This is a genomic window from Alloalcanivorax sp. C16-1 (genome assembly GCF_046507805.1).
Taxonomy (GTDB): Bacteria; Pseudomonadota; Gammaproteobacteria; order Pseudomonadales; family Alcanivoracaceae; genus Alloalcanivorax.
This window is the reverse complement of sequence record NZ_JBKFTK010000002.1, coordinates 524,848-548,658: the sequence shown is the minus strand read 5'-3', so window position 1 is coordinate 548,658 and position 23,811 is coordinate 524,848. Positions and strand designations below refer to the sequence as shown.

Genomic DNA, 23,811 nt, shown 5'->3' with positions numbered 1-23,811 from the left:
TCTGGGCGCTCTGCCTTATTTCACCGCCGTCAGAATGTAGTTGCGCGCGTCCAGTTCCACGGCGACACGTCCGTCATCGAGCACGATCAGCGGGCCCGCCAGATCCGTGGGGCCGCCCATGCTGAAAACGGCGCCGTTCTCCGTTTCGCTAATCCGGCCGGTCAAAGGCTCCGCCCGGCCGGGGACGGGGTAACTCATCAGCGCGGCGGTGTGGTCCGCGCCATCCGACAAGGTACCTGGCCATATGGAAACCCGGACGGCACCGTTCCGCGGTTCGCCGATCTCCAGGAACATGCCCGCCTCCTGGCTCTCATCCCTCTCTTCCGCGGCTACCGTCGACAGGTAACGCAGCGGCCTGGCCGTGGGCGCGGCACCACGAAAATACTGAACCAGATCAGCGCCTTCCGGCGCGACGAACCGATAGCGGTACAGCGCATCCACTCGCCAGGGGTGGTGCGGCATATAGGTGACCAGGCCGCCTTCGACGTTCAGTTCGCCAGGCACGTCGCTTTCCAGCACCTGGCCGGTTTCATCGATTCTGGCTACGGAAAGGCGGCCTTCCATATCGTTGCGATCCAGCGGCCGGGACAACCCCAACGCGATGGGTCGATTGCCGGCCAACGACATTAACGGCACCGCGCTGCCATCGGTAACACAGGTGCCAGCAAGGCCGGCGGCCAGATTGCGCGTCGCGGCGGCGCTCTCCATGACACAGGGATAACCGGGGTAAACGGCGAGCACTGACGTGGGCGAGGATGTTGAGGGGGAAGGTTCATGCGACGTCGTCATGGACTCGTCACCCGTTCCTTGGAGGGCCACCCGCTGAATCCGCATTTGCGGGGCAGCCCCCTGCTGTTCTTCGCCGGGTGGTACTTCCTCCATGTGAAAACTCAACAGGCTGGAGGCGTACTCGGCGCCCTGCAGCAGCGGCTCCACCACACCCACCGCGTCGATGTTCATTCTCCCGTCGCGGACCTGGGCGGCGCCGACGAGTTCCACGTGCGTCAGGTCCTGGGTGATGGAAGCGTTCGCGCGGGGATCCTCGGCGGTAATCGCCATGTCCATCCACAGGCGGATCTGGCGTGGCGCATCGTCGTTATTGCTGTAGGGATTAGGGATCATGTACCCGCTGGCATCGGTGATGAAATCGAACCGGATCGTGCCGGTATCGTAGAGGAACACCACGCCGCCCAGCTTTACGGGGATGCTCTCCCCTTCGATGCGTGAAGCGCGGTCGACGCGCAATGGCACGGCACGTGGATAATCAGGGACGAACGCCAGCTCAGCACTCAACATCCCCTCTGCCTGGGTGACGCTGTCGGCCCCCAGCAAAGTGGAAACCACCGGTACCTGATTGATCTGGCGGCCAGTGAGTGGGGATTGGGTATCCTCCGTATCCGGAATGGCCTGCACCATATCCACGCGCGGCGCCGTGGGCTTGGGTACGAAGGAGTAACGATAGGCTATATCCGCGCCAGCCCCGGACTCGGTGGCCAGCACTTCCCCGTAACCGGATTCGATGGTGCTCTTCAGCGTCAGGGTATAGGTCTCGCCGGCGCGCAGATCCTCAACCGGGTCCAGGGTCAGATAAGGGCCACTGGCGACCATGTGCACGTCCACCAGATCGCCGGCGCTGTCGGTGATCTGCACGGTATCATCCAGGTCCAGACCGTAATCGACGGTGGACCGCTCCAGGGGCTGGCTGAACTGCAACCGCAAGGTGCTGAAGTCCAGCACATCCAGGTCCTCGTCCTGGGGCAACCGCCGAACCAATCGGAACTCGTCCTCAGCCACCCATTCCTTGGGCCCTTCGCGCAAGGCCCGGGTCGAGAACCGCAGGGTGCGGGGCGAGGTCATGCCATCCGCCAATTCAATGGCGTCGATATCAAGGTGGTAGGCCCTGATGGGCGTCAGATCCCCATCCGGATAAAGAAGAAGACTTCTACCATCATCGGTGACGCTCACCGCTTGCCAGTCGGTACTGTTTCCGTCGTCATCGCTGAGCTGGATGAGATCACCGACAGCCTCGCTGGTCACGCCAACAGGGCTGGAAAAGCGCAGAACGACCGGCGCCGATACCGGCACTTGCTGTTGCCCGTCGGCTGGATAGGAAAAATAAAGGCCCGCTTTCGGGGCAGTGGCCTCCTGGCCAATCGGTGTGTCACTGTCGCCGCCGCCACAGCCGGTCAGTACCACCATGGCGCAAACGATGGACGCTATTGTTCTCATGGACCGAGTCCTCCTTTGCGCTTGCGAGGGGATACACTGATGTTTCGCTCAGTCCATCGAGCGAAGCATCAGCGCTTTTTCCTTCGTCGCGCAAAGTGCAATCGAGTGAATTGTTGTTCTGAGAGTCTCGTAATTCTTATGCTTTGATCAGGCGTCAAGTACTCCTGGGGCTGTCCACTGAAAAACCCGGGGCAAGCACGCTTGCCCCGGTGTTCATCAGAACTTGAGCGTTACCGAACCGGAGAAGACATTGACGTCGCCGTCGGTCTTCAGGGAGGTCGGCGTGCCGCTCGACGCGGTGTTGGTCGTTACAATGTCAAAGCGGCGCTCATCCAGCTGCTGGTACTGATACGCCAGGTCCACGGTGAGCGGCCAGGCGAGCAGCGGCGGGTTCTTGAACGTGGCGGAAAGACCCACGCCAATTACCACTTTGTCCGCGTCCAGGTAGTTCACGTCCGGGGACACATCGCTGTCCAGGGGCGACTCTTCGAAAGCCACGCCGGTGGTCAGCATCAGAGCGTCGGTGAAGTCGAACTCCAGACCCACGCGCGGCACGAAGGTGTCTTTGAACTCCAGCATGCCCTGGTCCTTGATGGTGTCGCTGCTGAACTCGTCGCCCAGATCAGACCATTGCTGGAATTCACCGGTGAAGGCCAGGCGCGCACGACCCATGTCGTAGCGCAGGCCAACGCTGTAGATGTCCGGCTGATAACCCTCGATCACGTTAGCCACGCGCAGCGGCAGACCACCGGGAATCAACCCGTTCACCACCGGAGTGGCGTCCACCGAGGTTTCCGTCTGGGAATGGCCACGGAAGGCGACGGCGGCGCTCATTCGATCCAGGAAACAGCCGTCCGGACAGAACGTCTCGCCCAGGGCAACGTTGAAGCCGACGTTGGGCCGGTAGACGGTCTCGGCGGAGACATTCAGAACTTCCTGGCGGGTTTCACCGTTGAGTTCCAGTTGGCTGTCCAGGTCCGCCTTGTTGTTCAGGGTAATGTTGATGGCCGCGCCGAAGTCGATACCGCGCCAGATCGGCGTGGCCGCGCCCACGTTCAGGAACAGCGGATTGCGCCCGTAGGTCAGGTATTGCCCGGAGTCCGACGTCTGCGAGCTGAAACCCAGCATTTCGCGGCCGTATTCCTCGCTGCCCAGCATCAGTGCCAGATAGATCGGGTGGCCGGTGGTCAGCAGGTCGCTGGCGTCGGCCTTCAGACCCAGGATCAGCTGCTGGGACGGCTCATCGGTAATCCGACCGCTGCGCGCGGGACCACCGACGGCGTCCTTGTAGCCAAGATCCGGCTCACCGTGGAGGATGGCGCCGGTCAGTTGGCCGCGGCCGTCCTGGGCCAGCGCCGCCGGGTTGTAGTACACCGCGTTGGCGCTGCTGCTGAAAATGGAGAACGCCTGCGCGGAAGCCACATCCGACGGGAACATACCGAAGGTGGACGGCGCATTGCTCATCCCGGCGGCGGCGGTGGAGCTCAGCGCGAGCATGACACCCGCGGACAACAGATTCGTGGTGATCGAATTGCGGCTCATAAAAGCGGACCTCTCAACCCTGTTCTGCTTATTCTCGTATTTGTACTTGTCGTTTTTCATTATGGTACCCACCGTATTCGTTTAGCCCGTTAGAACTTCAGGGAGATGGAGCCGGCGAACACGTGGACCTCACCATCGGTGCTCACGTTGGCGTAGGTAACGTTGGGATTGCCAACGCCCTTGGACTCACTGAGATCGAAATCCCGCTCGTCGAGCTGCTGGAACTGGTAGCCGACGTTCAGGATCACGGGGTGTGCGATCATGGGTACATGCTTCAGGTTGGCGCTGAGGCCCAGGCCGACGACCAGACGGTCGGCGTCCACATAGTTGACGTCGAGGGAAGAGCTGCCCTTGAGGGGGGACTTTTCCCAGGCCACGCCGGAGGTCAGCATGAAGACGTCGTTCAGGTCGACTTCCAGGCCGACACGGGGGATGAAGATGTCTTCGAATTCCAGGCCAGCCTGATCCTTGATGGTGTCATCGGCCAGGTCGCTGCCCAGATCGGACCACTGCTGGTATTCACCCGTGAAGCCCAGGCGCCAGCGACCGAAGTCGTAGCGGAAGCCCGCGGTGGTGATCGCCGGCTGGTAGGAGTCGATGACGTTATAGACGTCGATATCGACACCGGGGCTGGGGATCACACCCGGAATCTGAGCATTGGCGTCCACCGAGGTCTGGGAGTCCGTGGAGGCGCGGTAGTTGAGGGCCATGTCCAGGCCATCCAGCGAACAGCCCTTGATGCGGCAGAAGGTTTCCCCGACGTTCATGGTCAGGCCGACCACGGGGCGGAACTTGGAGCGGGATTCCACGTTCAGGCGTTCGTATTCGGTTTCACCGGCCAGGTTATTGCTGATGGTCAGTTCCGCATCATTGTGCAGGGTGACCTGCAGGGCCGCGCCGAATTTGATGCCGCGCCATACGTTGGAACCGATACCGGCGGCCAGGAACAGCGGCTGACGGTCGTATTGCAGGTATTGGGCGTTATTGCCTTCGGCGCTGGAGGTGAACGCCACCATTTCCTTACCGAACTTCTCCACCCCGGCGATGAAGCCCAGATAAATGGGATGTTCGGATTTCATCAGGCCGCTCAGGTCCGCCTTGAGACCCAGCATCACTTGCTGTGAAGGCGTGTCCAGCACGTTGCCCGAGTAGTTCGGGTCGCTGCTGTCCACGTTCAGATCGTGCTCGGCGTGAAAGATCGCGCCGGTGATCTCGCTGGTCCGCTCCACCGCCAGGTTGGCCGGATTGTAGTACGTGGCGGAGGTGGAGGTGTTGAACAGGGACAGCGCCTGAGCGGAGGCGATGTCCGAGGGGAAAAGGCCATAGGTGCTGCCGGTGTTACCCATGTTGGCGAGCGCGGGCGTGCTCATCAGCATCATCGTTCCCGCGGGCAACAGGATTGTTTTGATTATCGATTTTTTCATAGTTAGACAACCTTTCTGCCTGATGTTGTTCTTCTTCATGAACGCAGCCGGGAGACCGCAGCTCAACGTTTAACACAGCTATTACTTTTCGAGTAAGGATCACAGCGCCACGTGCGAAGGTCTCCACGGCTAGAGCGGAACCCGCAACAGCGCGGCAACAGCGAAAAATCATTGAATTTGAAAGGGGAGCCGGTCTCCGGGCTCGAGAGCGCATGCAACATGCGTTCTCCACCTCCTGGTTGTTGTTGTTGGTCACGCTGTCCGCCGTGACTCCTTAATTGCCCGCGTTGTCGAGGCCGGGGAGCGCCCTTGACGTACCACATCGGGCGCACCGCCGCGCGGGTCGGCTTGGCGAAATCCTAGTTTGTCACGGGTACGCCTGTAAACATGTATCTCCTGGGCCATGTCTGTCCCCTTTTTCCTGGCGTCCTGGCAAACCTTAAAGGCAGCAGAAGTTGCAACCCTACCCCTTGATTTTGCAAGTACGGATGTAAACACCAAAACCCGGTTTATGGCAATTCCGGGCTTTGCGGATACCGGCAAAGCGAAAAACGTACATGATGGTTATGTATACTTCTGCGGGAATTAATTGGGAAAACGAGGGCTCCCGGGTCACCTTCGATGCCCGACCCTTTTTGTTTACAGGTGTTATCTTTTGGAACATGCTGGCTTTGGTAACGTGCTAATACCGGCATTGGGCGCCGCGACCAAGAAGGCCGGCGCGGCGGGCATCGTCACTGGCGGTCTGTTCCGTGATGATAAAAACATTGTTTTCTGAGGTTTATGGCTGGCCCGCGGGCCCTATGCCATACTTGGCAGGTCTCACGGAAGGATCGACACCGAAAGCGCCTTTTTCCAGGACGCATAAAAACCAGTTTTGGTGTAAAACAAAAAAAGGGACAGACCATGAAACGGCTTGCGGATTTCACTATCTTCGTCGCGGTGGTCAAGGCGGGGACTCTGTCGGAGGCGTCGAAAGCACTGGAGCTTTCGGTGGCATCCGTCAGTAAATACGTCAGCCGCATCGAGCGGCAATTGGGTATCCGGCTGCTGGTGCGCAGTTCGCGGGGGCTGAAGCTTACCGACGAGGGGCGTGATCTCTACGAGAACGTGGAGCGGCTGATGGGCGAACTGGACACCGTGGTCGCCAAGGTCAGCCAGGCCGGCCAGCACCCGCAGGGTACCCTGCGCATCGCGTCCAGCATCGGCCTGGGCCGCAGGCATATCGTTCCCCTGGTCAGCGAATTCTCGGACCGCTACCCCGAACTTTCCGTGCAACTCAACTTCGGCGAGCTGGACCCGGCGGCCTCCTCCCATCTGGTGGACGTGGCCATCGTGCTGGGCGAGCCCCAGGATTCCTCCATGGTGGCCCGCCGCCTGATGCGCAATCCCTGCGTGCTGTGCGCGTCGCCGGACTACCTGGCCCACCACCCTGCCCCACGGGAACCCCGGGACCTGCAGCGGCACGATTGTCTGATCCTGGATTGCCCCGGCGCCTTCAAGGACCAGTGGGTGCTGGAGGACGCCGCCGGCAAGCGCCACACCGTGCGGGTACGCGGCGGGCTGATCACCGACAACAGCGAGACGCTGCGTGAGTGGGTACTGGAAGGTCGTGGCGTCGCCCTGAAAAGCCTCTCCGACATCCAGAGCCAGCTCGACGACGGCGAGCTGGTGCGGCTGCTGCCCGAATACCGGGCGCCGGACCTGGACTTCTACATGGTGTACGCCGGCCGCGAGTTGATTCCGGCCAAGACCCGGGCGTTCGTGGATTTCATCGAGGAGAACGCGGAGCGGCTGGAGCAGGCGGGCTGAAGGGTCGTTTCCTCTCGGAGTCTTCACGTGCCCCGCTCTAAGCTGGCCGCCGCCATCATGGCATTACGCCACATGCCGCTGTCGATGGACCACACACGGGGGGCCAGACCATGAATAAAAGAATCGCGACCCGCGGCCTGCTGCTGATGGTGACGTTGTTCTACATGCCCGGATCCGGCGCGGCCAGTGACAGCCAGGATGGTCAGGGGCAAACGCTCAGTTCCGAAGTGGATACGGGCTCCGAGGCGCGCCGCCCCACCGCTATCCGCGGCTAATCGGTGGCCGGCGTCAGGTCCGGATAACGTTCGGTCCGCGCCAGACGACCTATCCAGGGCAGTACCTGCCCTCCCAACCTCAACGACAAGTCCCCCGGGTGAATCGACACCCGCAAAGGCCGGCCGAAGGCCCGCGCCATCCCCAGGTTCCAGTGATTGAAGACGGTCAGGCTGGCCGCTCGCCAGGCGTTGTCCGCCTCGAAGCCCACCAGTGGCAGGCGGTGGAAACGGCGCTCGCGGGCGTCGTAGACGCCGCCCAGGGTTTCGAAGTAGCGGAACGGCAGGGCCGCCAGCGCGTGGCGATCAATGGCGCCGAGCGCCCAGGCCGGCGGCACATACAGCGGTGAGGGGGTGAGGCCGTGCTCGACGAACCAGCGATGGCAATCGCGGATCAGGGCGGCGATGCCGGCGGCGTCCAGGGACAGATGCTCGGCCACGTCACGGGAGATGAGCGCGCTGTGCAGGCGATGGTGCAGGCTTTTCGGCGGATCGCAGCGGTGCCGCCAGCCGTGGCCCGCCAGGGGGTAGCCCCGCGCGGCCAGGTCGCGCAACCAGTCCAGGTCGTCATCGCGCCAATCCTTGCCCGGCACCACCAGCAGGGTCACGTGCTCCGGCGGCACGGCGGCCAGCCGCTCGAGCAGATCGGCGACCCGCTCACGGGTCTCCGGCATCACATCGTGGATCGAAACCAGGCCGGCCAGGGACACGTCAGAGTCCGGGCCGCGCCTGATGGGTGCTCAACCGGCGCAGCACCGCCACGGTGGGCGAGCGGCGCGGCTTGGGCAGCACCGCGCCCTGCCGGGCACAGCCCTGCAGCACCTGCAGCCAGCCGTCCACGGCGCCCTGGTTCATGGCCAGGGCGGCGCGGCGACCGGCCTCGGCCCGCTCCCGGCGGGCCGCCGGCGTCAGCGCCCGCAGGCGTGCCAGGGTATCGGCCAGGCTTTCGTTCGGCTCGGCCACCGTCAGCACCCGGGCCAGCGCTGGCCATTGATTGATGCCGCACACCGGCGTGGTGATCACCAGCCGCTGCCGGGCCAGGGCTTCCAGGGCCACGGTGCCGAAGGCTTCCACCGACGAAGGCAGCACCAACACCTGGTGGGCGTCCAGCTGCTCCACCACCTGTTCCCGGCTGCACCAGCCCAGAAAGTGCAGGTTCGGCAGGCGCCGGGCGTGTTCTTCCACCAGCGGCCGCAGCGGGCCGTCGCCGGCCACGGTGAAGCGGCAGTCCGGCCGTTGTTCGGCCATGGCCAGGAAGCGTTCCAGGTTCTTTTCCGCCGCCAGCCGGCCTACGTACAGCACCGAGTCCAGCGGTTCCGCCAGCGGCGCCGGCGCGCGGTTGACGAACTCCGGCCCCAGCGGCGTGCCCACCAGTTGCGGGTGGCGGGCGCCGGCGGCGCGGGCGTCGGCGATCATGCTTTCGCAGATGGTGGCCACCGCGCTGGAGCCCCGGAACAGGGTGCGGTTGAGCCAGTTGAGCAGGCCCCCGGCCAGCCTGGCCAGGCGCGGCCCCCAGTACAGTTGCACCAGACGGTCATAGTCGGTCTGGAAGGTGACGCACACCGGGATGCCCAGTTTGCGGGCCACCCAGTAGGCGCCCAGGGAAAAGATGCCGGGGCCGGGGATGACGATCACATGGGGTTTCATTTCCCAGACCAGCGCGGTCAGCTCACGCATCTTGGGAAAGAACAGACGCTGGGTGGGGTCCCCGGGGATCGGCATGGACACGCCCTGGCAGGGATGGGGCTCCTCCAGGCTGGGACACACCAGCTCGGCCCGGGCCACCTTGCCGTCCAGATGGGCGACCAGATCCTGAAAGTAGGCGCCCACCCCGTTGCGGCCCTTCATGGCGTCCACGACAAAAAGTACGCGCAGCTCGTTTGTATTCATAGCAGGCAGTATGAGTACCACTTATGTCTGATTTGTGACAAGAGAAACCTCACCGGCGTTCAGTGGCGGGCAAAGGGTAAGCGAATTTTTCATAGACCCAGCCGAAGGTGTCGATCAGCCGTTCCGGCGCCACCCCGAGGTTCTCCAGCGAATAGTGGTGGCCGCTGCGGTAGCCACGGGCCTTTTCGTCCTGGACGCTCAGCCAGGCCCGGTAGGCCGGCGACAGGGTCAGCCCGAAGTCCGCGTAGAAACCCTCCACGGTGGCCAGCGGCCGCGCCGCCAGCTGCTCCATCCGCGACAGGGCGCGGCGGGACGGCGGCAGCCGGTCCAGTTGCTCCAGCAGGTGCCGGTAGTAGTAATCAAGCATGCCGAGGAAGCCCTCGCGCCAGTAGTCGGCGGTGTCGCGGCCGTCGAAAATCCGCGCGCCGATGACGATGGAATTGATCTGCGAGGGTACCGCCTCGGTGGGGTTGCGCAGGCAGCCGATAAAGCGGGCGTCGGGAAATTCCGCCGCCAAAGTGGCCATCAGCGGCGTGAACGAGGGGTTCTTGGAAAGGAAAGTCAGACGGTCGCCGTGCACGTAGAGATGGCGCTGCACGAAGCGCCGGTAGGCGGCCATCAGGCGGCGTTTGTCCGTCTCCGGCAGGTCCCGGTCGGCAAAGGTGAGCCGCCACAGGCGCGGATCGGGTACCGCCAGCACCAGCAGAAAGCAGCCCAGCACCGGCAGCAGCGCCAGATAATCTTCCTCCGGGTCGCGCAGGCCGGTCTGGTGCACGTCGTCCAGCCCGCCCAGGGCGCGCCGCTCCAGGGCATGCAGCAGGCGCCCCAGGGGCCGGCCGCACAGCCCGTCCAGCCGCCCCAGGCCGCGCCACAGGCGCCGCTGGCAGATCGAAGGGGCGAAGATCAGCTCCCACAGGGCGGTGGTGGTGAACCGTTCCCGGTCGCCGGCCAGCAGGCGATGCAGGAAGGTGGTACCGCTGCGCGGCACGCCCACCACGAACACCGGCGCGCGCACCGCCACGCGGCGAAAGTCTGGAAACAGCAGGTGATCGAGCAGCAGGAAGGCGCCGTTGATCAACTGCAGCAGCAGGAACAGCGGCCAGAAGGCGGCCATCACCAGCCAGCGGCGCGGCGATACGCCGGTCACGGTGCCGTCGTAATCCGGGTTCCAGGAGCGCAGGAACAGCACCGCGTAACTCTTGAGCAGGGACCCCATTCAGGTCTCCGTCCGATCGCGAAGCGCCAACCCTAGCAGGCGTCAGGTGACGCTTCCATGACAATGGCGCCCTGCCTATTGATGCCATCCCGGCCACCCCGGCACAATGCGCGGCGACCCGGCGGTCCGGCCGGCAACGATACGAGAACCATGAGTACGACGACCCCCACCATCGTCGGCCATCGCGGCGCCCGCGGCGAGGCCCCGGAAAATACCCTGGCGGGCTTTCAGGTGGCGCTGGATGCCGGCGTCACGGAAGTGGAACTGGACGTGCGCCTGTCCCGGGACGGCCACCTGATCGTGGTGCACGACCGTAACGTCACCCGCACCACCGGCGAACGCGGCAAGGCCCATCATTACACCCTGGCGCAGTTGGGCGTGCTGGACGCGCGCCAGAACACACCGGGCTGGCACAGCCCGGTGTGCATCCCGTCCCTTCGCGAGGTGGTGACCCTGTGCGGGCCGGCCATGCGGTTCCAGTTCGAGGTCAAGGGCGCCGACTCGCCCCTGCTGCATCGGCTGGCCCATCAGCTGGTCGGGCTGATCGACGAGCAGGGCCTGCACGAGCGGGTCGTGGTGACCTCCAGCCATGCCGGCTTTCTGCGCATGCTGCGCGGCATGACGCCGCGCATCGAGCGCGGCTATGTGGCGGAGTACCGCTACCAGCAGCCCACCCGCCGGGCGGCGGCACTCGGCTGCACCTGGCTGATGCCCAAGCACACCCTGGTCAACGAGGGGCTGATGCGCCGCGCCCGACGGCGCGGCCTGAAGGTCTCCACCTGGACGGTGAACGATCTGGCCGAGGCCCAGCGGCTGGCGAAGCTGGGGGTGGACGGCATCATCACCGACTTCCCCACCAGCTTCATGGCGCACTTTCGGAAAAAGCGGCGTTAATCCTTCAAAAACGCCCGGATCTCTTCTTCCCGGGCCTTGGCGTCCTGGTACCCCAGCGACATCAGCCGCCCGGTGAAGCCGGGCTCGAACAGCAGATAGCTGAGCGCCGAGGCCCCCGGTGAGCGGGTGGCGCCGGCGCCGCGCAGGAAGAACCGCAAGGTGCGCGGCAGTTCCTTGTTGTGCTCGGCGGCGATCTCGTCCAGCGGCTGGGACGGGTAGATCTTCAGCACCTCCACCTGACGCAGCTGGATTTCGTGCTGATTGCGGGCCCGCGGGCTGAGCGCCTGCACCGTGCGATTGATGCGCTCCAGCCGCTCCACATCCCCTTCCAGGGTGTCCACGAACACGCTGTCGAGTACATGGCCGAGCACCTGGGCCAGGGACGGGTAGCCGCTCAACTGCCGCTGGTGCTCGGCGGTGGGATTGCCGGACACCCCGATCACCAGCAGCCGGTCGGCGCCCAGGTGCAGCGCCGGACTCACCGGCGCCAGCTGGCGCACCGCCCCGTCACCGTAGTAGCGGCCGTCCACTTTTTCCGCCGGAAACAGCAGCGGAATCGCCGCCGACGCCAGCAGATGCTGCACGCCGATGGTGGAGCGCCGGCCCAGCCGCCGGGCCCGGTTCCATTCCTGTAAATCGTCGGCGCCCTGAAAGAACGCCACCGATTCCCCGGAGGCGTAGCTGGAGGCGGTGATCGACAGCGCGCGCAGGTGGCCCTGGTCGATGCTCTGGCCGATGCGCTGGAAGTTGATCACCAGACGCAGCAGCCGTTTCAGCGGCGTATTGTCCAGCAGCGCGCTGCGGGTGGTGCCCCGGCCGGCGGCGGCGGAACTGAACATCCAGCGCAGCAGGCTGCGCAGGAAGGCGCCGATGTCGGTGCGGTAGACCTGCTCGGCGGTCATGTTGGCCCACACCTGCTCCAGGCCGCGCACCGCCAGCCGGTAGTCGTGGGCGCCGGCGGCCAGACCGGCGGCGTTGATGGCACCGGCGGAAGTACCGCAGATGATCGGAAAGGGATTGCTGGCGGTGGGCGGCAGCATGTCGGCGATGGCGCTGAGCACGCCCACCTGATAGGCGGCGCGGGCGCCGCCGCCGGACAGAATCAGCCCCCGCGAGGGAGCGGGTGATACGGGCATTTCGATCTCCTTATCGCGCCATTATGACGATGCGACCGGGCATGGAAAAGCACTGGCATCGCCGCCCGTCGGGGCTTTATGCTGGTGCCGAATTCCCCGGATGACCTCATGAATTCCATTTTTACCCTGCGCCCCGCCCTGCCCGATGATCTGGATGCCCTTACCGCCCTGGAGCGGCGCTGCTTCGACAGCGACCGTTTGTCCCGGCGCAGCTTCCGTCACTGGATCCGCCAGGCCCACTCCGGCCTGATCCTGGCGTCGGCGCCGGACGGCAGCCTGGCGGGCTATGCCCTGGTGATCCTGCAACGGGGCACGCGCCTGGCGCGGCTCTATTCCATCGCCGCCGACCCGGCCTGGCGTGGCCAGGGTCTGGGCGATGCCCTGATGGACGCCGCCGAGCAATACGCCCACGAGGAGAAGCGTCTTTACCTGCGCCTCGAGGTGCGTCGCGACAACGCCGGCGCCATCCGGTTGTACGAGCGGCGCGGCTACAAGTTGTTCGGCTCCACGCCGGACTATTACGAGGATCACGAGGACGCCCTGCGTTACCAGAAGCGCCTGCACTATACGCCGGAGCGCCACGCCGGCCGGGAAATCCCCTGGGTGCGGCAGAGCACCGAGTTCACCTGCGGGCCCGCCTGCCTGCAAATGGCCCTGGCCGCCCTGCTCCAGCGCGCCCCCCGGGAACGGGAGGAACTGCTGATCTGGCGCGAAGCCACCACCATTTTCATGACCGCCGGCCACGGCGGCTGCCACCCGCTGGGCCTGGCCCTGGCCGCCGAGGCCCGCGGTCTCACCGCCCAGGTCTATTGCAACCAGCGCGGCCCGCTGTTTCTGGATTCAGTGCGCGACGAGAACAAGAAACGGGTGATCGAGACGGTGCACGAGCACTTCGAGGAAGAGGTCCGTGAACGGGGCATTCCGGTGCGCTACCGGGAACTCACCGCGGCGCGCCTGGACAAGGCCCTGAAACACGGCGAGGTGGCCATCGTGCTGATCAGCACCTGGCGGCTGGACGGGCGCAAGGCGCCCCATTGGGTGGTGGTGAGCGGCGCGGACCAGGAATGCTTCTACATCCACGACCCGGACCCGGCGGACGATCAGGTGCCCCTGGACTGCCAGCACGTGCCGATTACCCGGGACCGCTTCGAAAAAATGACCCGCTACGGCCAGTCCCGCCTGCGCACCGCCGTCATCGTCGGTCGCCCGGACCACCGTTGATCGCGGTGGAACCCCCGCGGCGGCTCGGAATCAGGTTTTAAGGACGTCGCGGCCCAGTTCGGCGGCGCGTTTGGCGCTGACCTGGCGGGTGTTTTCCTCGCAGGCGTCCTTGTCGCCGCCACAGATTTCGCAGCCGTCCTTCATGCCCAGGGCGGCGAGCCCGCCGCAGGAGCCCTTGAGCGGCTTGTTGGACAGGATCACGCCGATGGCCATGCCGGCGAACAGCAGGCCCAGCACGACGAACGCGGCCAGAATGGTACCCAACATATCAGTTTCCTCCTGCTTCACCTTCCAGAATACGGCGGAAGGCGTCGGTCATGATTTCCTCGGGACCGTCGTCCCCTCGGACAATGAACAGCACCGGCAGTTCACGGGCGCGGGCGAACGCCAGCCCTTTTTCCGGCCCCAGTACGGTGAGCGCCGTGGCCAGGCCGTCGGCGACCATGCAACTGGAGTGTAACACGGTCACCGAGCCCAGCTGGTGGCCCACCGGGTAGCCGGTGCGCGGGTCGATGGTGTGGGAATACACCTTGCCGTCGACCTCGAAGAAGTTGCGGTAGTCGCCGCTGGTGGCGATGGACAGGTCACGCAGGGCGATCACCTTGTCCATTTCGCGCACGCCGACAATCGGCCGCTCCACCGCCACGCGCCAGGGTTGGCCCTGGGGCTTCTGGCCGGAAGCGCGCAGTTCGCCGCCGATCTCCACCAGATAATTGCGGATGCCGGCCTGTTCCATCACGCCGGCCACCTTGTCCACGGCGAAGCCCTTGGCGATGGACGACAGGTCCAGATAGACCCCGCCGGGCTGCGTCAGTTGATCACCGTTCAGCGCCAGTTTTTGCCAGCCCACCCGGGCCCGGGCCGCGTCCACCTCCGCCTGCGGCGGCGGCTCGAAGCGCTCCGGGTCCGGGCCGAAGCCCCACAGGTTGACCAGCGGCCCGATGGTCACGTCGTAGGCGCCGTCGGTGTCCGCGGAGATCGTCAGGGCCTCGTTCAGCACCTGGGCGAAATCGTCGGACAGGGTCACCGCCCGGCCCGCCTCGGCGCGGTTGAAGCGGCTGATGGTGGCGTCCTCGCGGTAGGTGCTCATGTCCGCGTTGACCTGCTCCAGGGCCGCCTCGATGGATTGCCGCAGCGCGGGCACGCCCTCCGTGGGGGTGCCGGTGAATTTCACCGACCAGGTGGTGCCCATGGTGGGGCCGTTGAGCGCGGACAGGCGATCGGTGGTGTCGTCGCAGGCGGCGAGCAGCGCCAGAAGGGCCAGGAGGGGGAAGAAGCGGGTCAGAGGGATTGGCATGGGTGTGTTGATCGGGTGGAGGATGTCGGAGAGGTGGCGGGGGCCATCGTCGGCCGGATCGCGGCTGAAGCCGCTCCTACATTGACCTGTAGGAGCGGCTTCAGCCGCGATGACGTTCAATCACCCACCGAAGTCATCCAGCATGATGTTCTCCGGTTCGACGCCCAGGTCCTCGAGCATCTTGATCACGGAGGCGTTCATCATCGGCGGACCGCACATGTAGTACTCGCAGTCTTCCGGTGCCGGGTGGTCCTTCAGGTAGTTCTCGTAGACCACGTTGTGGATGAACCCGGTGGGCCCTTCCCAGTTGTCCTCGGGCAGCGGATCGGACAGCGCCAGATGCCACTCGAAGTTGTCGTTCTCCGCGGCCAGTTGGTCGTACTCCTCGGAGTAGAACGTCTCGCGAATGGAGCGGGCGCCGTACCAGAAGCTGATCTTGCGCTTGGAGTGCAGACGCTTGAGCTGGTCGAAGATGTGGCTGCGCATGGGGGCCATGCCCGCGCCACCGCCGATGAACACCATCTCCGCGTCGGTTTCCTTGGCGAAGAACTCACCGAAGGGCCCGAACACGGTGATCTTGTCACCGGGCTTCAGGTTGAACACGTAGGAGCTCATCAGGCCCGGCGGAATGTCCTTGGCGCCCGGGGGCGGCGTGGCGATCCGGATGTTGAACTTGAGAATGCCCTTCTCTTCCGGATAGTTGGCCATGGAGTAGGCGCGCACCACGGTTTCATTGCTCTTCGCCTTGAGGTCGAAGAACTTGAACTTCTCCCAGTCGCCGCGGAATTCCTCTTCGATATCGAAGTTGGAGAAATCGATGTCGTAGGGCGGAGATTCCAGCTGCACGTAACCGCCGGCGCGGAAGTCCACGTTCTCGCCTTCCGGCAGCTTCAGGGTCAGTTCCTTGATGAAGGTGGCCACGTTGGGATTGGAAACGACTTCGCATTCCCATTTCTTCACGCCGAAGAATTCCTCGGGCACCTTGATCTTCATGTCCTGCTTGACGTTGACCTGGCAGCTCAGGCGCCAGCCGTCGCGAATCTGGCCCTTGGTGAAGTGGCCTTCCTCGGTGGGCAGGATGTCGCCGCCGCCGTCCAGTACCTGGCACTTGCACTGCGCGCAGGTGCCGCCGCCGCCACAGGCGGAGGACAGGAAGATGCCCTGGTCCGCCAGGGTGCCCAGCAGCTTGCCGCCGGCGGGCACGTCGATGCCTTTATCGGCTTCGCCATTGATGTCGATGTGCACATCACCGCTGATCACCAGGCGGGAACGGGCCATCAGGATCACCGCCACCAGCGCAAGCACGATGGCGGTGAACATGACCACGCCGAGAATGATTTCAAAACCCATGTTCTCGCTCTCCCCTTACCCTTAGAGTTGCACGCCGGAGAAGGACATGAACCCGAGTGACATCAGACCCACGGTAATGAAGGTGATGCCCAGCCCCTTGAGGCCGTCGGGAACGTCGCTGTACTTCAGCTTCTCGCGGATGCCCGCCAGCAGCGTGATGGCCAGCGCCCAGCCGGTGCCGGCGCCGATGCCGTAGACCACGGATTCGCCCAGGTTGTAGTCGCGCTCCACCATGAACAGGGAAGCACCCAGAATGGCGCAGTTCACGGTGATCAGCGGCAGGAAGATGCCCAGCGCGTTGTACAGGCTCGGCACGTACTTATCCAGGGTCATTTCCAGAATCTGCACGATCGCCGCGATCACGCCGATGTAGCTGAGCAGGCCCAGGAAGCGCAGGTCCAGGTTGGCCAGCGCGTCGATGCCGGTCCAGGACAAAGCGCCCTCGTTGAGCAGATAGTGCAGGATCAGGTTGTTCACCGGCACCGTGATGGTCTGCACCACGATAACGGCGATACCCAGACCGATGGCGGTGCCGATCTTCTTGGAGATGGCGATGAAGGTACACATCCCCAGGAAGAAGGCCAGCGCCATGTTCTCCACGAAAACGGCGCGGACGAACAGGCTGACGTAATGTTCAAACATGATGAGCTCCCGTTCTGGCCGTTAAAACGCGTCGCTGACGCGGCTGTGCGGCTTCATCTTGAAGTCGTCCTCTTCCACCTGCTCCGGTTTCCAGGCGCGTACCGCCCAGATAAAGAAGCCGATCAGGAAGAAGGCACTCGGCGGCAGCAGCAGCAGACCGTTGGTGGCGTACCAGCCGCCGTCGGCGGTGGTCGGCAGCACCTGGATGCCGAACAGGCTGCCGGCGCCGAACAGCTCACGCACGAAGCCCAGGGTCAGCAGCAGCACCGAATAACCAAGACCGTTGCCCACGCCGTCCATGAAGGAAGGAATCGGCGCGTTCTTCATGGCGAACGCCTCGGCGCGGCCCATCACGATGCAGTTGGTGATGATCAGGCCGACGAACACCGACAGCTGTTTGGAGATGCTGTAGGCGTAGGCCTTGAGGAACTGGTCCACCACGATCACCAGCGACGCGATGATGGTCATCTGCACGATGATGCGGATGCTCGACGGGATCACGTTGCGCACCGTGCTCACGAAGAAGTTGGAGAACGCGGTCACCAACGTCAGCGCGATACACATGGTCACGGTGGTGCTCAGGTTGCTGGTCACCGCCAGCGCGGAGCAGATACCCAGGATCTGCAGCGCGATGGGGTTGTTGTCGAAAATCGGACCGAACAACAGGTCCTTTGTCTTCTCCGCCATTACGCCTCTCCTCCAGTTTCGCCGGCCTCGGAACCGTCACCGGCTTCGCCGTTCTGCATGCGTTCCAGGTAGGGGCCGAAGCCTTTCGCGCCGACCCAGAACCGTACCAGGTGGCTCACGCCCTTGCTGGTCAGGGTGGCGCCGGCCAGGCCGTCCACCTTGTTCTCCGCGTTGGGCGTACCACTGTCCACGGTACCCTTGATGACCTGGATGGCAATATCGCCGTCCTCGTCATAGATCTTCTTGCCTTCCCAGAGCGCCTTCCAGGCCGGGTTGTCCACCTCGCCGCCGAGACCCGGGGTCTCGCCGTGCTGGTAGAAGCCCAGGCCGGCGATGGTCTTGGCGTCGGATTCCAGGGCCATGAAGCCGTACAGGGTGGACCACAGGCCGTAGCCACGGATCGGCAGGATGATGCGGGTCAGGTCGCCGGCGTCGTCCCGGGCCAGGAACACCTCGGCCACGTCCGCCTGGGTCTTGATCCCGGCGATGTCGTCCTCGGGATCGAGGCGCTCGCTCTGATCCGGGTCCTTGGCCGCCTTGAGCTGGTCGTAGGAGTCCGGCTTGTCCACGTACTCACCGGTTTCCAGATCCACGAACTTGCGATCGATGGTCTTGAACGCCGCTTCCACGTCCATGCCGGGCTGATACAGGCCGGCGGCCTGCAGGATATTCACGCGGCGGTCGAGGGTCTGGTTCTTCTGCTGCACGGGGCGCAGGCTCACCGCGGCGGTGGCCACCACCACCGCGCACACCAGACAGACCAGGAACGCGACCGTGAGGGTTCTTGCTACGCTATCTTTGCTTCCAGCCATTACACCGCTCCGCCGGTGCGACGCAGGCGACGACGGATGTTCGCCTGGGTCACGAAGTAGTCAATCAGGGGGGCGCACAGGTTGCCGAACAGGATCGCCAGCATGATGCCTTCCGGGAACGCCGGGTTGACCACCCGGATCAGCACCGTCATCACGCCGATCAGCGCGCCGAAGATCAGCTTGCCGGTGTTGGTCATGGAGGCGGAAACCGGGTCGGTGGCCATGAACACCAGGCCGAACGCCAAGCCGCCCACGGTCAGGTGCCAGTACCAGGGCATGGCGAACATCGGGTTGGAGTCGCTGCCCAGCACGTTGAACAGGCCGCTCATGGCCACCATGCCGATCAGCACGCCGAGCATGATCCGCCAGGAGGCGATCTTGGTGAACAGCAGGAAGGCCGCGCCCAGGGCGATGGCGATCACCGAGGTTTCACCGATACAGCCCTGGATGCCGCCCAGGAAGGTGTCCATCCAGGCCAGGCTCTGGGTGGCGCCGTTGGCGCCGGCGTTCAGGGCGTTCTCGGCCAGGCCGGCGGAGAAGTTCAGGTCGCCGGAGGCGGCCAGGCTCAGCGGCGTGGCGCCGGAGAAGTTGTCCACGGCGGTCCATACCGAGTCGCCGGACATCTGCGCCGGGTAGGCGAAGTACAGGAAGGCACGGCCGACCAGCGCCGGGTTGAGGAAGTTCTTGCCGGTGCCACCGAACACTTCCTTACCGATCACCACGCCGAAGGACACGCCCAACACCACCTGCCACAGCGGAATGGCCGGCGGCAGGATCAGGGTGAACAGGATACCGGTGACGAAGAAGCCCTCGTTCACCTCATGGCCGCGTTTCCAGGCGAACAGCGCTTCCCAGAAAAAGCCGGTCAGGTAGACGACGACCAGGATCGGCACGTAGTAAACCAGGCCGTGCAGCATGTTGGCCCAGAAACTCTGGTAGTCGAAGCCGGTGAGCGCCATCACCAGGTCCGCGCGCCAGCCGGGGATGGCGTCGTAGCCGAACTCGGTGATCTGCAGGTTGGCCTGGTAGCCGGTGTTGTAGAGACCGAACAGGATCGCCGGGAAGGTGGCGAACCAGACCGTCATCATGATCCGCTTCAGGTCGATGCCGTCACGCACGTGGGCCGCGGACCGGGTCACCGAGTCCGGGCTGTACAGCATGGTGTCGAACATTTCGAAGAAGACGTAGTACTTCTCGAACTTGCCGCCCTCGTGGAAATGCGGGGCGATTTTGTCGTCGATGTAGTTTCTCAGACCCATCTCAGCTCTCCACCTCGATCGTGGTCAGGTTGTCGCGCAGGATCGGCCCGTACTCGTACTTGCCCGGACACACGAAGGTGCACAGGGCCAGGTCTTCCTCGACCAGTTCCAGGGCGCCCAGCGCCATGGCGGAGTCGGTATCGCCGACGATCAGCGAGCGCAGCAGTTGGGTGGGAAGGATGTCCAGGGGCATCACTTCCTCGTAGGCGCCGATCGGCACCATGGCCCGCTCACTGCCGTTGGTGGTGGTGGTGAAGTTGAAGCGCTTGCCCGGCATCAGCCTGGACAGGTAGATGTTCATCACCGAGAAACGGTTGCCGCCGGGAGAAATGTAGCCCAGCAGTTCGCGTTCGTGGCCTTCACGCAGCACCGTCACCTGATTGGCGGTGCGGCCCAGGAACAGCATCGGGCCACGGGCGTGGTGTCCGTTGAACACCGAGCCGCTGATGACGCGATTGTCGCCGTCCTTCAGTTCGCCGCGCGTGAAGTCTTCCAGGCTGGCGCCGACGCGGGTGCGCAGCAGCCGCGGCGTCTTCACCTGCGGGCCGGTCAGGGCGGTCACCCGGTCGGTGCTGATGCGCCCGTCGACGAACAGTTTGCCGATGGCGATCACGTCCTGGTAACCCAGGGTCCAGACGGTCTTCTTCAGGCTCACCGGGTCCAGGTGATGGACATGGGTGCCCGCGTTGCCCGCCGGGTGCTTGCCGGCGAAGGTCTCTTCCCGCACCTGGCCTTCGGCGAAGGACGGCAGATCGCCCTTCTGTGCCTTGCACACCCAGACCGGGCCGTCGGTGAGACGGGTCAGCACGGTGAGGCCGTGGCGGAAGCTCTCTTCGTTTTCCTTGATCACCACCGCCGGGTCCTGGGCCAGGGGGTTGGTGTCGATGGCGGTCACGAAGATGGAGTTGGGGGTGCTGCCCGGCGCCGGCACCTTGCCGAAGGGCCGGGTGCGCAGCAGGGTCCACTCACCGGATTCCACCAACTGCTGCTGGACCGCCTCGCGGTCCAGGCCACCCAGGGTCTCGGGGGCGTGGGCGGAGAACGTGATTTCCTCTTCCTGCTCGGCGATCTCGATCACCACGGACTGGAGCACGCGCTTGTGGCCGCGGTTCACGGCCAGGACCTTGCCGCCGGCGGGCGCGGTGTACCGGACACCGTCGGTCTTCTTGTCGGTGAAGAGCAATTGCCCTTTCTTCACCGTATCGCCTTCGCGGACCTCCATGGTCGGTTTCATCCCCACGTAGTCGCCGCCAAGCACGGCCACAGAACGGACCTGATGACCTTCCTCGATCGCCTGGCGCGGTGCGCCGGCGATGGGCAGGTCAAGCCCCTTCTTGATTTTGATCATAGTGTCTCGCCCACGTTGCGTGTTGCTGAAGTCGAGCGGCGCATTCCCCGGGGACCGCTGGTTGGCGGGGAGGCGGGAAGGCGCGCGAAAACCGGTAGAAAGCGTCAGGAACACCCGTTCGGGAGGTACCGGGCACCCAGCTCCGGAGAAGCCGGCCGGGGCCGGCGCGCGACATTATAATGACCGCACGGTCCGGATGCCAGGATTGACCTTGTGGGTATTCCCCAAATGTTCGCAAGAAAAAGCCCGCTGAAGCGGGCTTTTTCCACTAACCGGTCAGTCTTTCGGGTAACGCGGATACTCCACGCCGGACAGTTGCTGCAGGAGGCGCACCACCTGGCAGCTGTACCCGAATTCGTTGTCGTACCACACGTACAGCACGCAGTGACGGCCATTGTTGACAATGGTCGCCTCGGCGTCGATGACGGCGGCGTGACGGGAGCCGACGAAGTCGGTGGACACCGCATCCGGGCTGCTGATGAAGTCGATCTGACGCTGCAGCGGCGAATGCAGGCTCACCCAGCGCAGGTACTCGTTCAGCTCTTCCAGGGTGGTTTCCTTGCCCAGGGTCAGGTTCAGAATCGCCATGGACACGTCCGGGGTCGGCACCCGGATGGAGTTGCCGGTGAGCTTGCCGGCCAGATCCGGCAGCGCCTTGGCGGCGGCGGTGGCGGCACCGGTCTCGGTGAGCACCATGTTCAGCGGCGCGGCGCGGCCACGGCGCGGGCCCTTGTGGAAGTTGTCCAGCAGGTTCTGGTCGTTGGTGTAGGAGTGCACCGTTTCCACGTGGCCCACTTCGATGCCGAACTTGTCGTTCAGCGCCTTCAGCGGCGGCACGATGGCGTTGGTGGTACAGCTCGCCAGCGACAGAATGGTGTCGGAGTCTTCCACCATGTCGTGGTTGACGCCGGGCACGATGTTCTTCAGGTCGCCCTTGCCCGGTGCGGTCAGGATCACCCGCGCCACGCCCGCGCACTGCAAGTGCTGGGACAGGCCTTCCCGGTCCCGCCACTTGCCGGTGTTGTCCACCAGGATGGCGTCGTTGATGCCGTATTGGGTGTAATCCACCTTGGACGGATCGTTGGCGTAGATCACCTTGATGTAGTTGCCGTTGGCGATGATGGCGTTTTCTTCCTCATCCACGGCGATGGTGCCGGCGAACGGACCGTGCACGGAGTCGCGGCGCAGCAGGCTGGCGCGTTTCTGCAGGTCTTCCTTGCCGGACTCACGGACCACGATGGCCTTCAGGCGCAGGCCGTCGCCGGAACCGGTCTTCTCGATCAGCAGGCGGGCCAGCAGCCGGCCGATGCGGCCGAAACCGTACAGCACCACGTCCTTCTGGCCGGGCAGGTCGACCTTCTGGTCCACCGCTTCGGCCAGTTCCTGGCGTACGTACTCTTCCAGGGACAGACCTTTGTCGTCCTTCTTGTAGGCCACCGCCAGCTTGCCGATGTCGATGCGGCTCGGGCCGATGTCCAGCTTGGCCACTTCCTGCAGGATCGGGAAGGAGTCGACCACGGACAGGCCGTTTTCGGAGAGGCTGGCCTCGATTTGCTTGACGAAACGGTGATCCTTGAGGATCTGGATCACGGACTTGTTGACCAGGGAGCGACTGTAGACCTGGGTGGTCACATTCTTCTCCCGATACAGCCGGCCAATCATGGGGATCATGGCTTCGGCGATCTCTTCGCGGTTTTTCCAGCGTCCGAAGTGGTCTTCCAGTTTGTTCACGGGGCGCCTCTCAGTCAGGGTCTGCAGGTCGGGGTCCGGGCCGCCAGGGGGACAGGCCTGGGGGCGCGCATGATAGCGCCAATCGCCAGCCGCATCCAGCCGCCCCGCGATCCGGGGGTCGTTGTGATCAGACCGGCTCCTCGCCGGGGCGCAGGCGCATCAGGCCCTCCTGGGCCACCGACGCCACCAGCACGCCGTCGCGGCGGTAGATGTGGCCGAAGGTGAGCCCGCGGGCGCCGGCGGCGCCGGGGCTCTCGCAATGGTAGAGCAGCCAGTCATCGATACGGAAATCGTCGTAGAACCACATGGCATGATCGAGGCTGGCGCACTGCATATTGCCCTGCCAGAAGGTCATGCCGTGGGGCTGCATGGCGGTGCCCATGAAGCCGAAGTCCGAGCAATAGGCGAGCAGCGCCCGCTGGGTCATGCGGTCCGCCTCCACCGTATCGTCCACCTTGAACCAGAACTGCTTGAGCGGCTCGCGGGTTTCCGGCTCGAACACATTGCGCGGCGTCACCGGGCGGAAGGTCAGCGGCCGCTCGCGCAGGAAGTCGTCGCGGAACTGCTTGGGAATGCGGTCGGCCATGCGCAGGCGGGCGGACTCATCGCTCTCCAGGTCCTCCGGCGCCGGCACGTCCGGCATCGAGGTCTGGTGCCGGGCGCCCTCCTCTTCCACCTGGAAGGAGGTGGACAGGCTGAAAATCGGACGTCCGTGCTGAATGGCGTTCACCCGCCGGGTGGTGAAGCTGCGGCCGTCGCGGATACGGTCCACGTCGTAGATCACCGGCCGGCGGATGTCGCCGGGGCGCAGGAAGTAGGCGTGCAGGGAATGCACCGGCCGGTCCTCCGGCACCGTCATGGAAGCCGCCAGCAGCGCCTGGCCGGCCACCAGGCCGCCGAAGATGCTGCGCTGGCCGTTGGCTTCGCTCTGGCCCCGGAACAGGTTGTTCTCCAGGGTTTCCAGATTGAAGCGCTGCATCAATTCCCGAACCGATTCTTTCATTGTTGGCCTCTGCGTATACCGAGCGGCGCGATGCTACCACAGACCA

The 23,811-nt window shown here is 64.5% G+C and carries 21 protein-coding genes; 4 read left to right on the top strand and 17 right to left on the bottom strand.

The window, feature by feature from the left end:
- Nucleotides 1–15: 15 nt before the first annotated feature.
- The 3 genes from ACLD0W_RS09715 to ACLD0W_RS09705 all read right to left on the bottom strand — a co-directional run bounded on the left by ACLD0W_RS09715 (nt 16) and on the right by ACLD0W_RS09705 (nt 5,141).
- Nucleotides 16–2,229, bottom strand: coding sequence for an Ig-like domain-containing protein (locus ACLD0W_RS09715; protein ID WP_410307279.1), 2,214 nt, complete (start codon nt 2,227–2,229; stop codon nt 16–18).
- Nucleotides 2,230–2,445: 216 nt separating this feature from the next.
- Nucleotides 2,446–3,771, bottom strand: a complete 1,326-nt coding sequence (locus tag ACLD0W_RS09710) for an OmpP1/FadL family transporter (RefSeq protein ID WP_410307278.1) — start codon at nt 3,769–3,771, stop codon at nt 2,446–2,448.
- An 89-nt stretch (nt 3,772–3,860) separates the two neighbouring features.
- The gene (locus tag ACLD0W_RS09705) at nt 3,861–5,141 is read right to left on the bottom strand and encodes an OmpP1/FadL family transporter (protein WP_410307277.1); all 1,281 of its coding nucleotides are present in this window, start codon (nt 5,139–5,141) and stop codon (nt 3,861–3,863) included.
- A 960-nt stretch (nt 5,142–6,101) separates the two neighbouring features.
- Here ACLD0W_RS09705 and ACLD0W_RS09700 point away from each other — a divergent pair.
- Together ACLD0W_RS09700 and ACLD0W_RS09695 are read left to right on the top strand one after the other, a co-directional pair.
- Entirely contained in the window at nt 6,102–7,007 is a 906-nt protein-coding gene (locus tag ACLD0W_RS09700; RefSeq protein WP_410307276.1) for a LysR family transcriptional regulator, read from the top strand.
- 110 nt (nt 7,008–7,117) lie between these two features.
- Complete coding sequence (locus tag ACLD0W_RS09695) at nt 7,118–7,282, top strand: hypothetical protein (protein WP_410307275.1); 165 nt, start codon at nt 7,118–7,120, stop codon at nt 7,280–7,282.
- Here ACLD0W_RS09695 and ACLD0W_RS09690 read toward each other — a convergent pair.
- Genes ACLD0W_RS09690 through ACLD0W_RS09680 form a run of 3 tightly spaced genes read right to left on the bottom strand, consistent with a single transcriptional unit; the run spans nt 7,279 to nt 10,385 of the window.
- Nucleotides 7,279–7,989 (bottom strand): polysaccharide deacetylase family protein, encoded by a 711-nt coding sequence (locus ACLD0W_RS09690; RefSeq protein ID WP_410307274.1) that lies wholly within the window; start codon nt 7,987–7,989, stop codon nt 7,279–7,281. The two genes, ACLD0W_RS09695 and ACLD0W_RS09690, sit on opposite strands and share 4 nt — an antisense overlap.
- A gap of 1 nt (nt 7,990) precedes the next feature.
- Nucleotides 7,991–9,169: a glycosyltransferase gene (locus ACLD0W_RS09685; protein WP_410307273.1), complete on the bottom strand. Its 1,179-nt coding sequence runs from the start codon at nt 9,167–9,169 to the stop codon at nt 7,991–7,993.
- Nucleotides 9,170–9,218: 49 nt separating this feature from the next.
- Nucleotides 9,219–10,385 (bottom strand): sulfotransferase family protein, encoded by a 1,167-nt coding sequence (locus ACLD0W_RS09680; protein WP_410307272.1) that lies wholly within the window; start codon nt 10,383–10,385, stop codon nt 9,219–9,221.
- A 150-nt stretch (nt 10,386–10,535) separates the two neighbouring features.
- Between ACLD0W_RS09680 and ACLD0W_RS09675 the strand changes: the two genes are divergently transcribed.
- On the top strand, nt 10,536–11,279 hold the full coding sequence (locus ACLD0W_RS09675) for a glycerophosphodiester phosphodiesterase (RefSeq protein WP_410307271.1): 744 nt from the start codon (nt 10,536–10,538) through the stop codon (nt 11,277–11,279).
- On the opposite strand, the gene ACLD0W_RS09670 is transcribed toward ACLD0W_RS09675, so the two are convergent.
- Entirely contained in the window at nt 11,276–12,415 is a 1,140-nt protein-coding gene (locus ACLD0W_RS09670) for a patatin-like phospholipase family protein (RefSeq protein ID WP_410307270.1), read from the bottom strand. The two genes, ACLD0W_RS09675 and ACLD0W_RS09670, sit on opposite strands and share 4 nt — an antisense overlap.
- A gap of 108 nt (nt 12,416–12,523) precedes the next feature.
- On the opposite strand from ACLD0W_RS09670, the gene ACLD0W_RS09665 reads away from it, so the two are divergent.
- Nucleotides 12,524–13,636, top strand: a complete 1,113-nt coding sequence (locus ACLD0W_RS09665; protein ID WP_410307269.1) for a GNAT family N-acetyltransferase/peptidase C39 family protein — start codon at nt 12,524–12,526, stop codon at nt 13,634–13,636.
- Between the two features lie 30 nt (nt 13,637–13,666).
- Here the strand turns inward: ACLD0W_RS09665 and nqrM are convergent, their stop codons facing one another.
- From nqrM to tesB, 10 genes are all read right to left on the bottom strand, one after another.
- Entirely contained in the window at nt 13,667–13,903 is a 237-nt protein-coding gene (gene nqrM / locus ACLD0W_RS09660; protein WP_262730313.1) for a (Na+)-NQR maturation NqrM, read from the bottom strand.
- Nucleotide 13,904: 1 nt separating this feature from the next.
- Nucleotides 13,905–14,933 (bottom strand): FAD:protein FMN transferase, encoded by a 1,029-nt coding sequence (locus tag ACLD0W_RS09655; protein ID WP_410307268.1) that lies wholly within the window; start codon nt 14,931–14,933, stop codon nt 13,905–13,907.
- A 120-nt stretch (nt 14,934–15,053) separates the two neighbouring features.
- Nucleotides 15,054–16,283, bottom strand: a complete 1,230-nt coding sequence (nqrF, locus tag ACLD0W_RS09650) for an NADH:ubiquinone reductase (Na(+)-transporting) subunit F (RefSeq protein WP_410307267.1) — start codon at nt 16,281–16,283, stop codon at nt 15,054–15,056.
- 21 nt (nt 16,284–16,304) lie between these two features.
- Nucleotides 16,305–16,925 carry an NADH:ubiquinone reductase (Na(+)-transporting) subunit E gene (gene nqrE, locus ACLD0W_RS09645; RefSeq protein ID WP_204429243.1) on the bottom strand — a complete coding sequence of 207 codons (621 nt, stop codon included), beginning with the start codon at nt 16,923–16,925 and terminating at the stop codon, nt 16,305–16,307.
- Between the two features lie 21 nt (nt 16,926–16,946).
- On the bottom strand, nt 16,947–17,612 hold the full coding sequence (locus tag ACLD0W_RS09640; protein WP_204429242.1) for an NADH:ubiquinone reductase (Na(+)-transporting) subunit D: 666 nt from the start codon (nt 17,610–17,612) through the stop codon (nt 16,947–16,949).
- A complete protein-coding gene (locus ACLD0W_RS09635) occupies nt 17,612–18,424 on the bottom strand; it encodes a Na(+)-translocating NADH-quinone reductase subunit C (protein ID WP_410307266.1) in 813 nt (270 codons plus the stop codon). The genes ACLD0W_RS09640 and ACLD0W_RS09635 overlap by 1 nt, the downstream gene beginning before the upstream one ends.
- Nucleotides 18,424–19,683: an NADH:ubiquinone reductase (Na(+)-transporting) subunit B gene (locus ACLD0W_RS09630; RefSeq protein WP_410307265.1), complete on the bottom strand. Its 1,260-nt coding sequence runs from the start codon at nt 19,681–19,683 to the stop codon at nt 18,424–18,426. Before ACLD0W_RS09630 ends, ACLD0W_RS09635 begins: the two co-directional genes overlap by 1 nt.
- 1 nt (nt 19,684) lies before the next feature.
- Nucleotides 19,685–21,031, bottom strand: coding sequence for a Na(+)-translocating NADH-quinone reductase subunit A (locus ACLD0W_RS09625; protein ID WP_410307264.1), 1,347 nt, complete (start codon nt 21,029–21,031; stop codon nt 19,685–19,687).
- Nucleotides 21,032–21,307: 276 nt separating this feature from the next.
- Entirely contained in the window at nt 21,308–22,762 is a 1,455-nt protein-coding gene (locus ACLD0W_RS09620) for a glyceraldehyde-3-phosphate dehydrogenase (RefSeq protein ID WP_410307263.1), read from the bottom strand.
- Nucleotides 22,763–22,889: 127 nt separating this feature from the next.
- Nucleotides 22,890–23,765: an acyl-CoA thioesterase II gene (tesB, locus tag ACLD0W_RS09615; protein ID WP_410307262.1), complete on the bottom strand. Its 876-nt coding sequence runs from the start codon at nt 23,763–23,765 to the stop codon at nt 22,890–22,892.
- Nucleotides 23,766–23,811 lie beyond the last annotated feature (46 nt).

Excerpts from the sequence above, each read along its gene's own strand:
- ACLD0W_RS09715 (WP_410307279.1), bottom strand. The coding sequence starts at position 2,229 with ATGAGAACAATAGCGTCCATCGTTTGCGCCATGGTGGTACTGACCGGC.
- ACLD0W_RS09710 (WP_410307278.1), bottom strand. The coding sequence starts at position 3,771 with ATGAGCCGCAATTCGATCACCACGAATCTGTTGTCCGCGGGTGTCATG.
- ACLD0W_RS09705 (WP_410307277.1), bottom strand. The coding sequence starts at position 5,141 with ATGAGCACGCCCGCGCTCGCCAACATGGGTAACACCGGCAGCACCTAT.
- ACLD0W_RS09700 (WP_410307276.1), top strand. The coding sequence starts at position 6,102 with ATGAAACGGCTTGCGGATTTCACTATCTTCGTCGCGGTGGTCAAGGCG.
- ACLD0W_RS09695 (WP_410307275.1), top strand. The coding sequence starts at position 7,118 with ATGAATAAAAGAATCGCGACCCGCGGCCTGCTGCTGATGGTGACGTTG.
- ACLD0W_RS09685 (WP_410307273.1), bottom strand. The coding sequence starts at position 9,169 with ATGAATACAAACGAGCTGCGCGTACTTTTTGTCGTGGACGCCATGAAG.
- ACLD0W_RS09680 (WP_410307272.1), bottom strand. The coding sequence starts at position 10,385 with ATGGGGTCCCTGCTCAAGAGTTACGCGGTGCTGTTCCTGCGCTCCTGG.
- ACLD0W_RS09675 (WP_410307271.1), top strand. The coding sequence starts at position 10,536 with ATGAGTACGACGACCCCCACCATCGTCGGCCATCGCGGCGCCCGCGGC.
- ACLD0W_RS09670 (WP_410307270.1), bottom strand. The coding sequence starts at position 12,415 with ATGCCCGTATCACCCGCTCCCTCGCGGGGGCTGATTCTGTCCGGCGGC.
- ACLD0W_RS09665 (WP_410307269.1), top strand. The coding sequence starts at position 12,524 with ATGAATTCCATTTTTACCCTGCGCCCCGCCCTGCCCGATGATCTGGAT.
- nqrM (WP_262730313.1), bottom strand. The coding sequence starts at position 13,903 with ATGTTGGGTACCATTCTGGCCGCGTTCGTCGTGCTGGGCCTGCTGTTC.
- ACLD0W_RS09655 (WP_410307268.1), bottom strand. The coding sequence starts at position 14,933 with ATGCCAATCCCTCTGACCCGCTTCTTCCCCCTCCTGGCCCTTCTGGCG.
- nqrF (WP_410307267.1), bottom strand. The coding sequence starts at position 16,283 with ATGGGTTTTGAAATCATTCTCGGCGTGGTCATGTTCACCGCCATCGTG.
- nqrE (WP_204429243.1), bottom strand. The coding sequence starts at position 16,925 with ATGTTTGAACATTACGTCAGCCTGTTCGTCCGCGCCGTTTTCGTGGAG.
- ACLD0W_RS09640 (WP_204429242.1), bottom strand. The coding sequence starts at position 17,612 with ATGGCGGAGAAGACAAAGGACCTGTTGTTCGGTCCGATTTTCGACAAC.
- ACLD0W_RS09635 (WP_410307266.1), bottom strand. The coding sequence starts at position 18,424 with ATGGCTGGAAGCAAAGATAGCGTAGCAAGAACCCTCACGGTCGCGTTC.
- ACLD0W_RS09630 (WP_410307265.1), bottom strand. The coding sequence starts at position 19,683 with ATGGGTCTGAGAAACTACATCGACGACAAAATCGCCCCGCATTTCCAC.
- ACLD0W_RS09625 (WP_410307264.1), bottom strand. The coding sequence starts at position 21,031 with ATGATCAAAATCAAGAAGGGGCTTGACCTGCCCATCGCCGGCGCACCG.
- tesB (WP_410307262.1), bottom strand. The coding sequence starts at position 23,765 with ATGAAAGAATCGGTTCGGGAATTGATGCAGCGCTTCAATCTGGAAACC.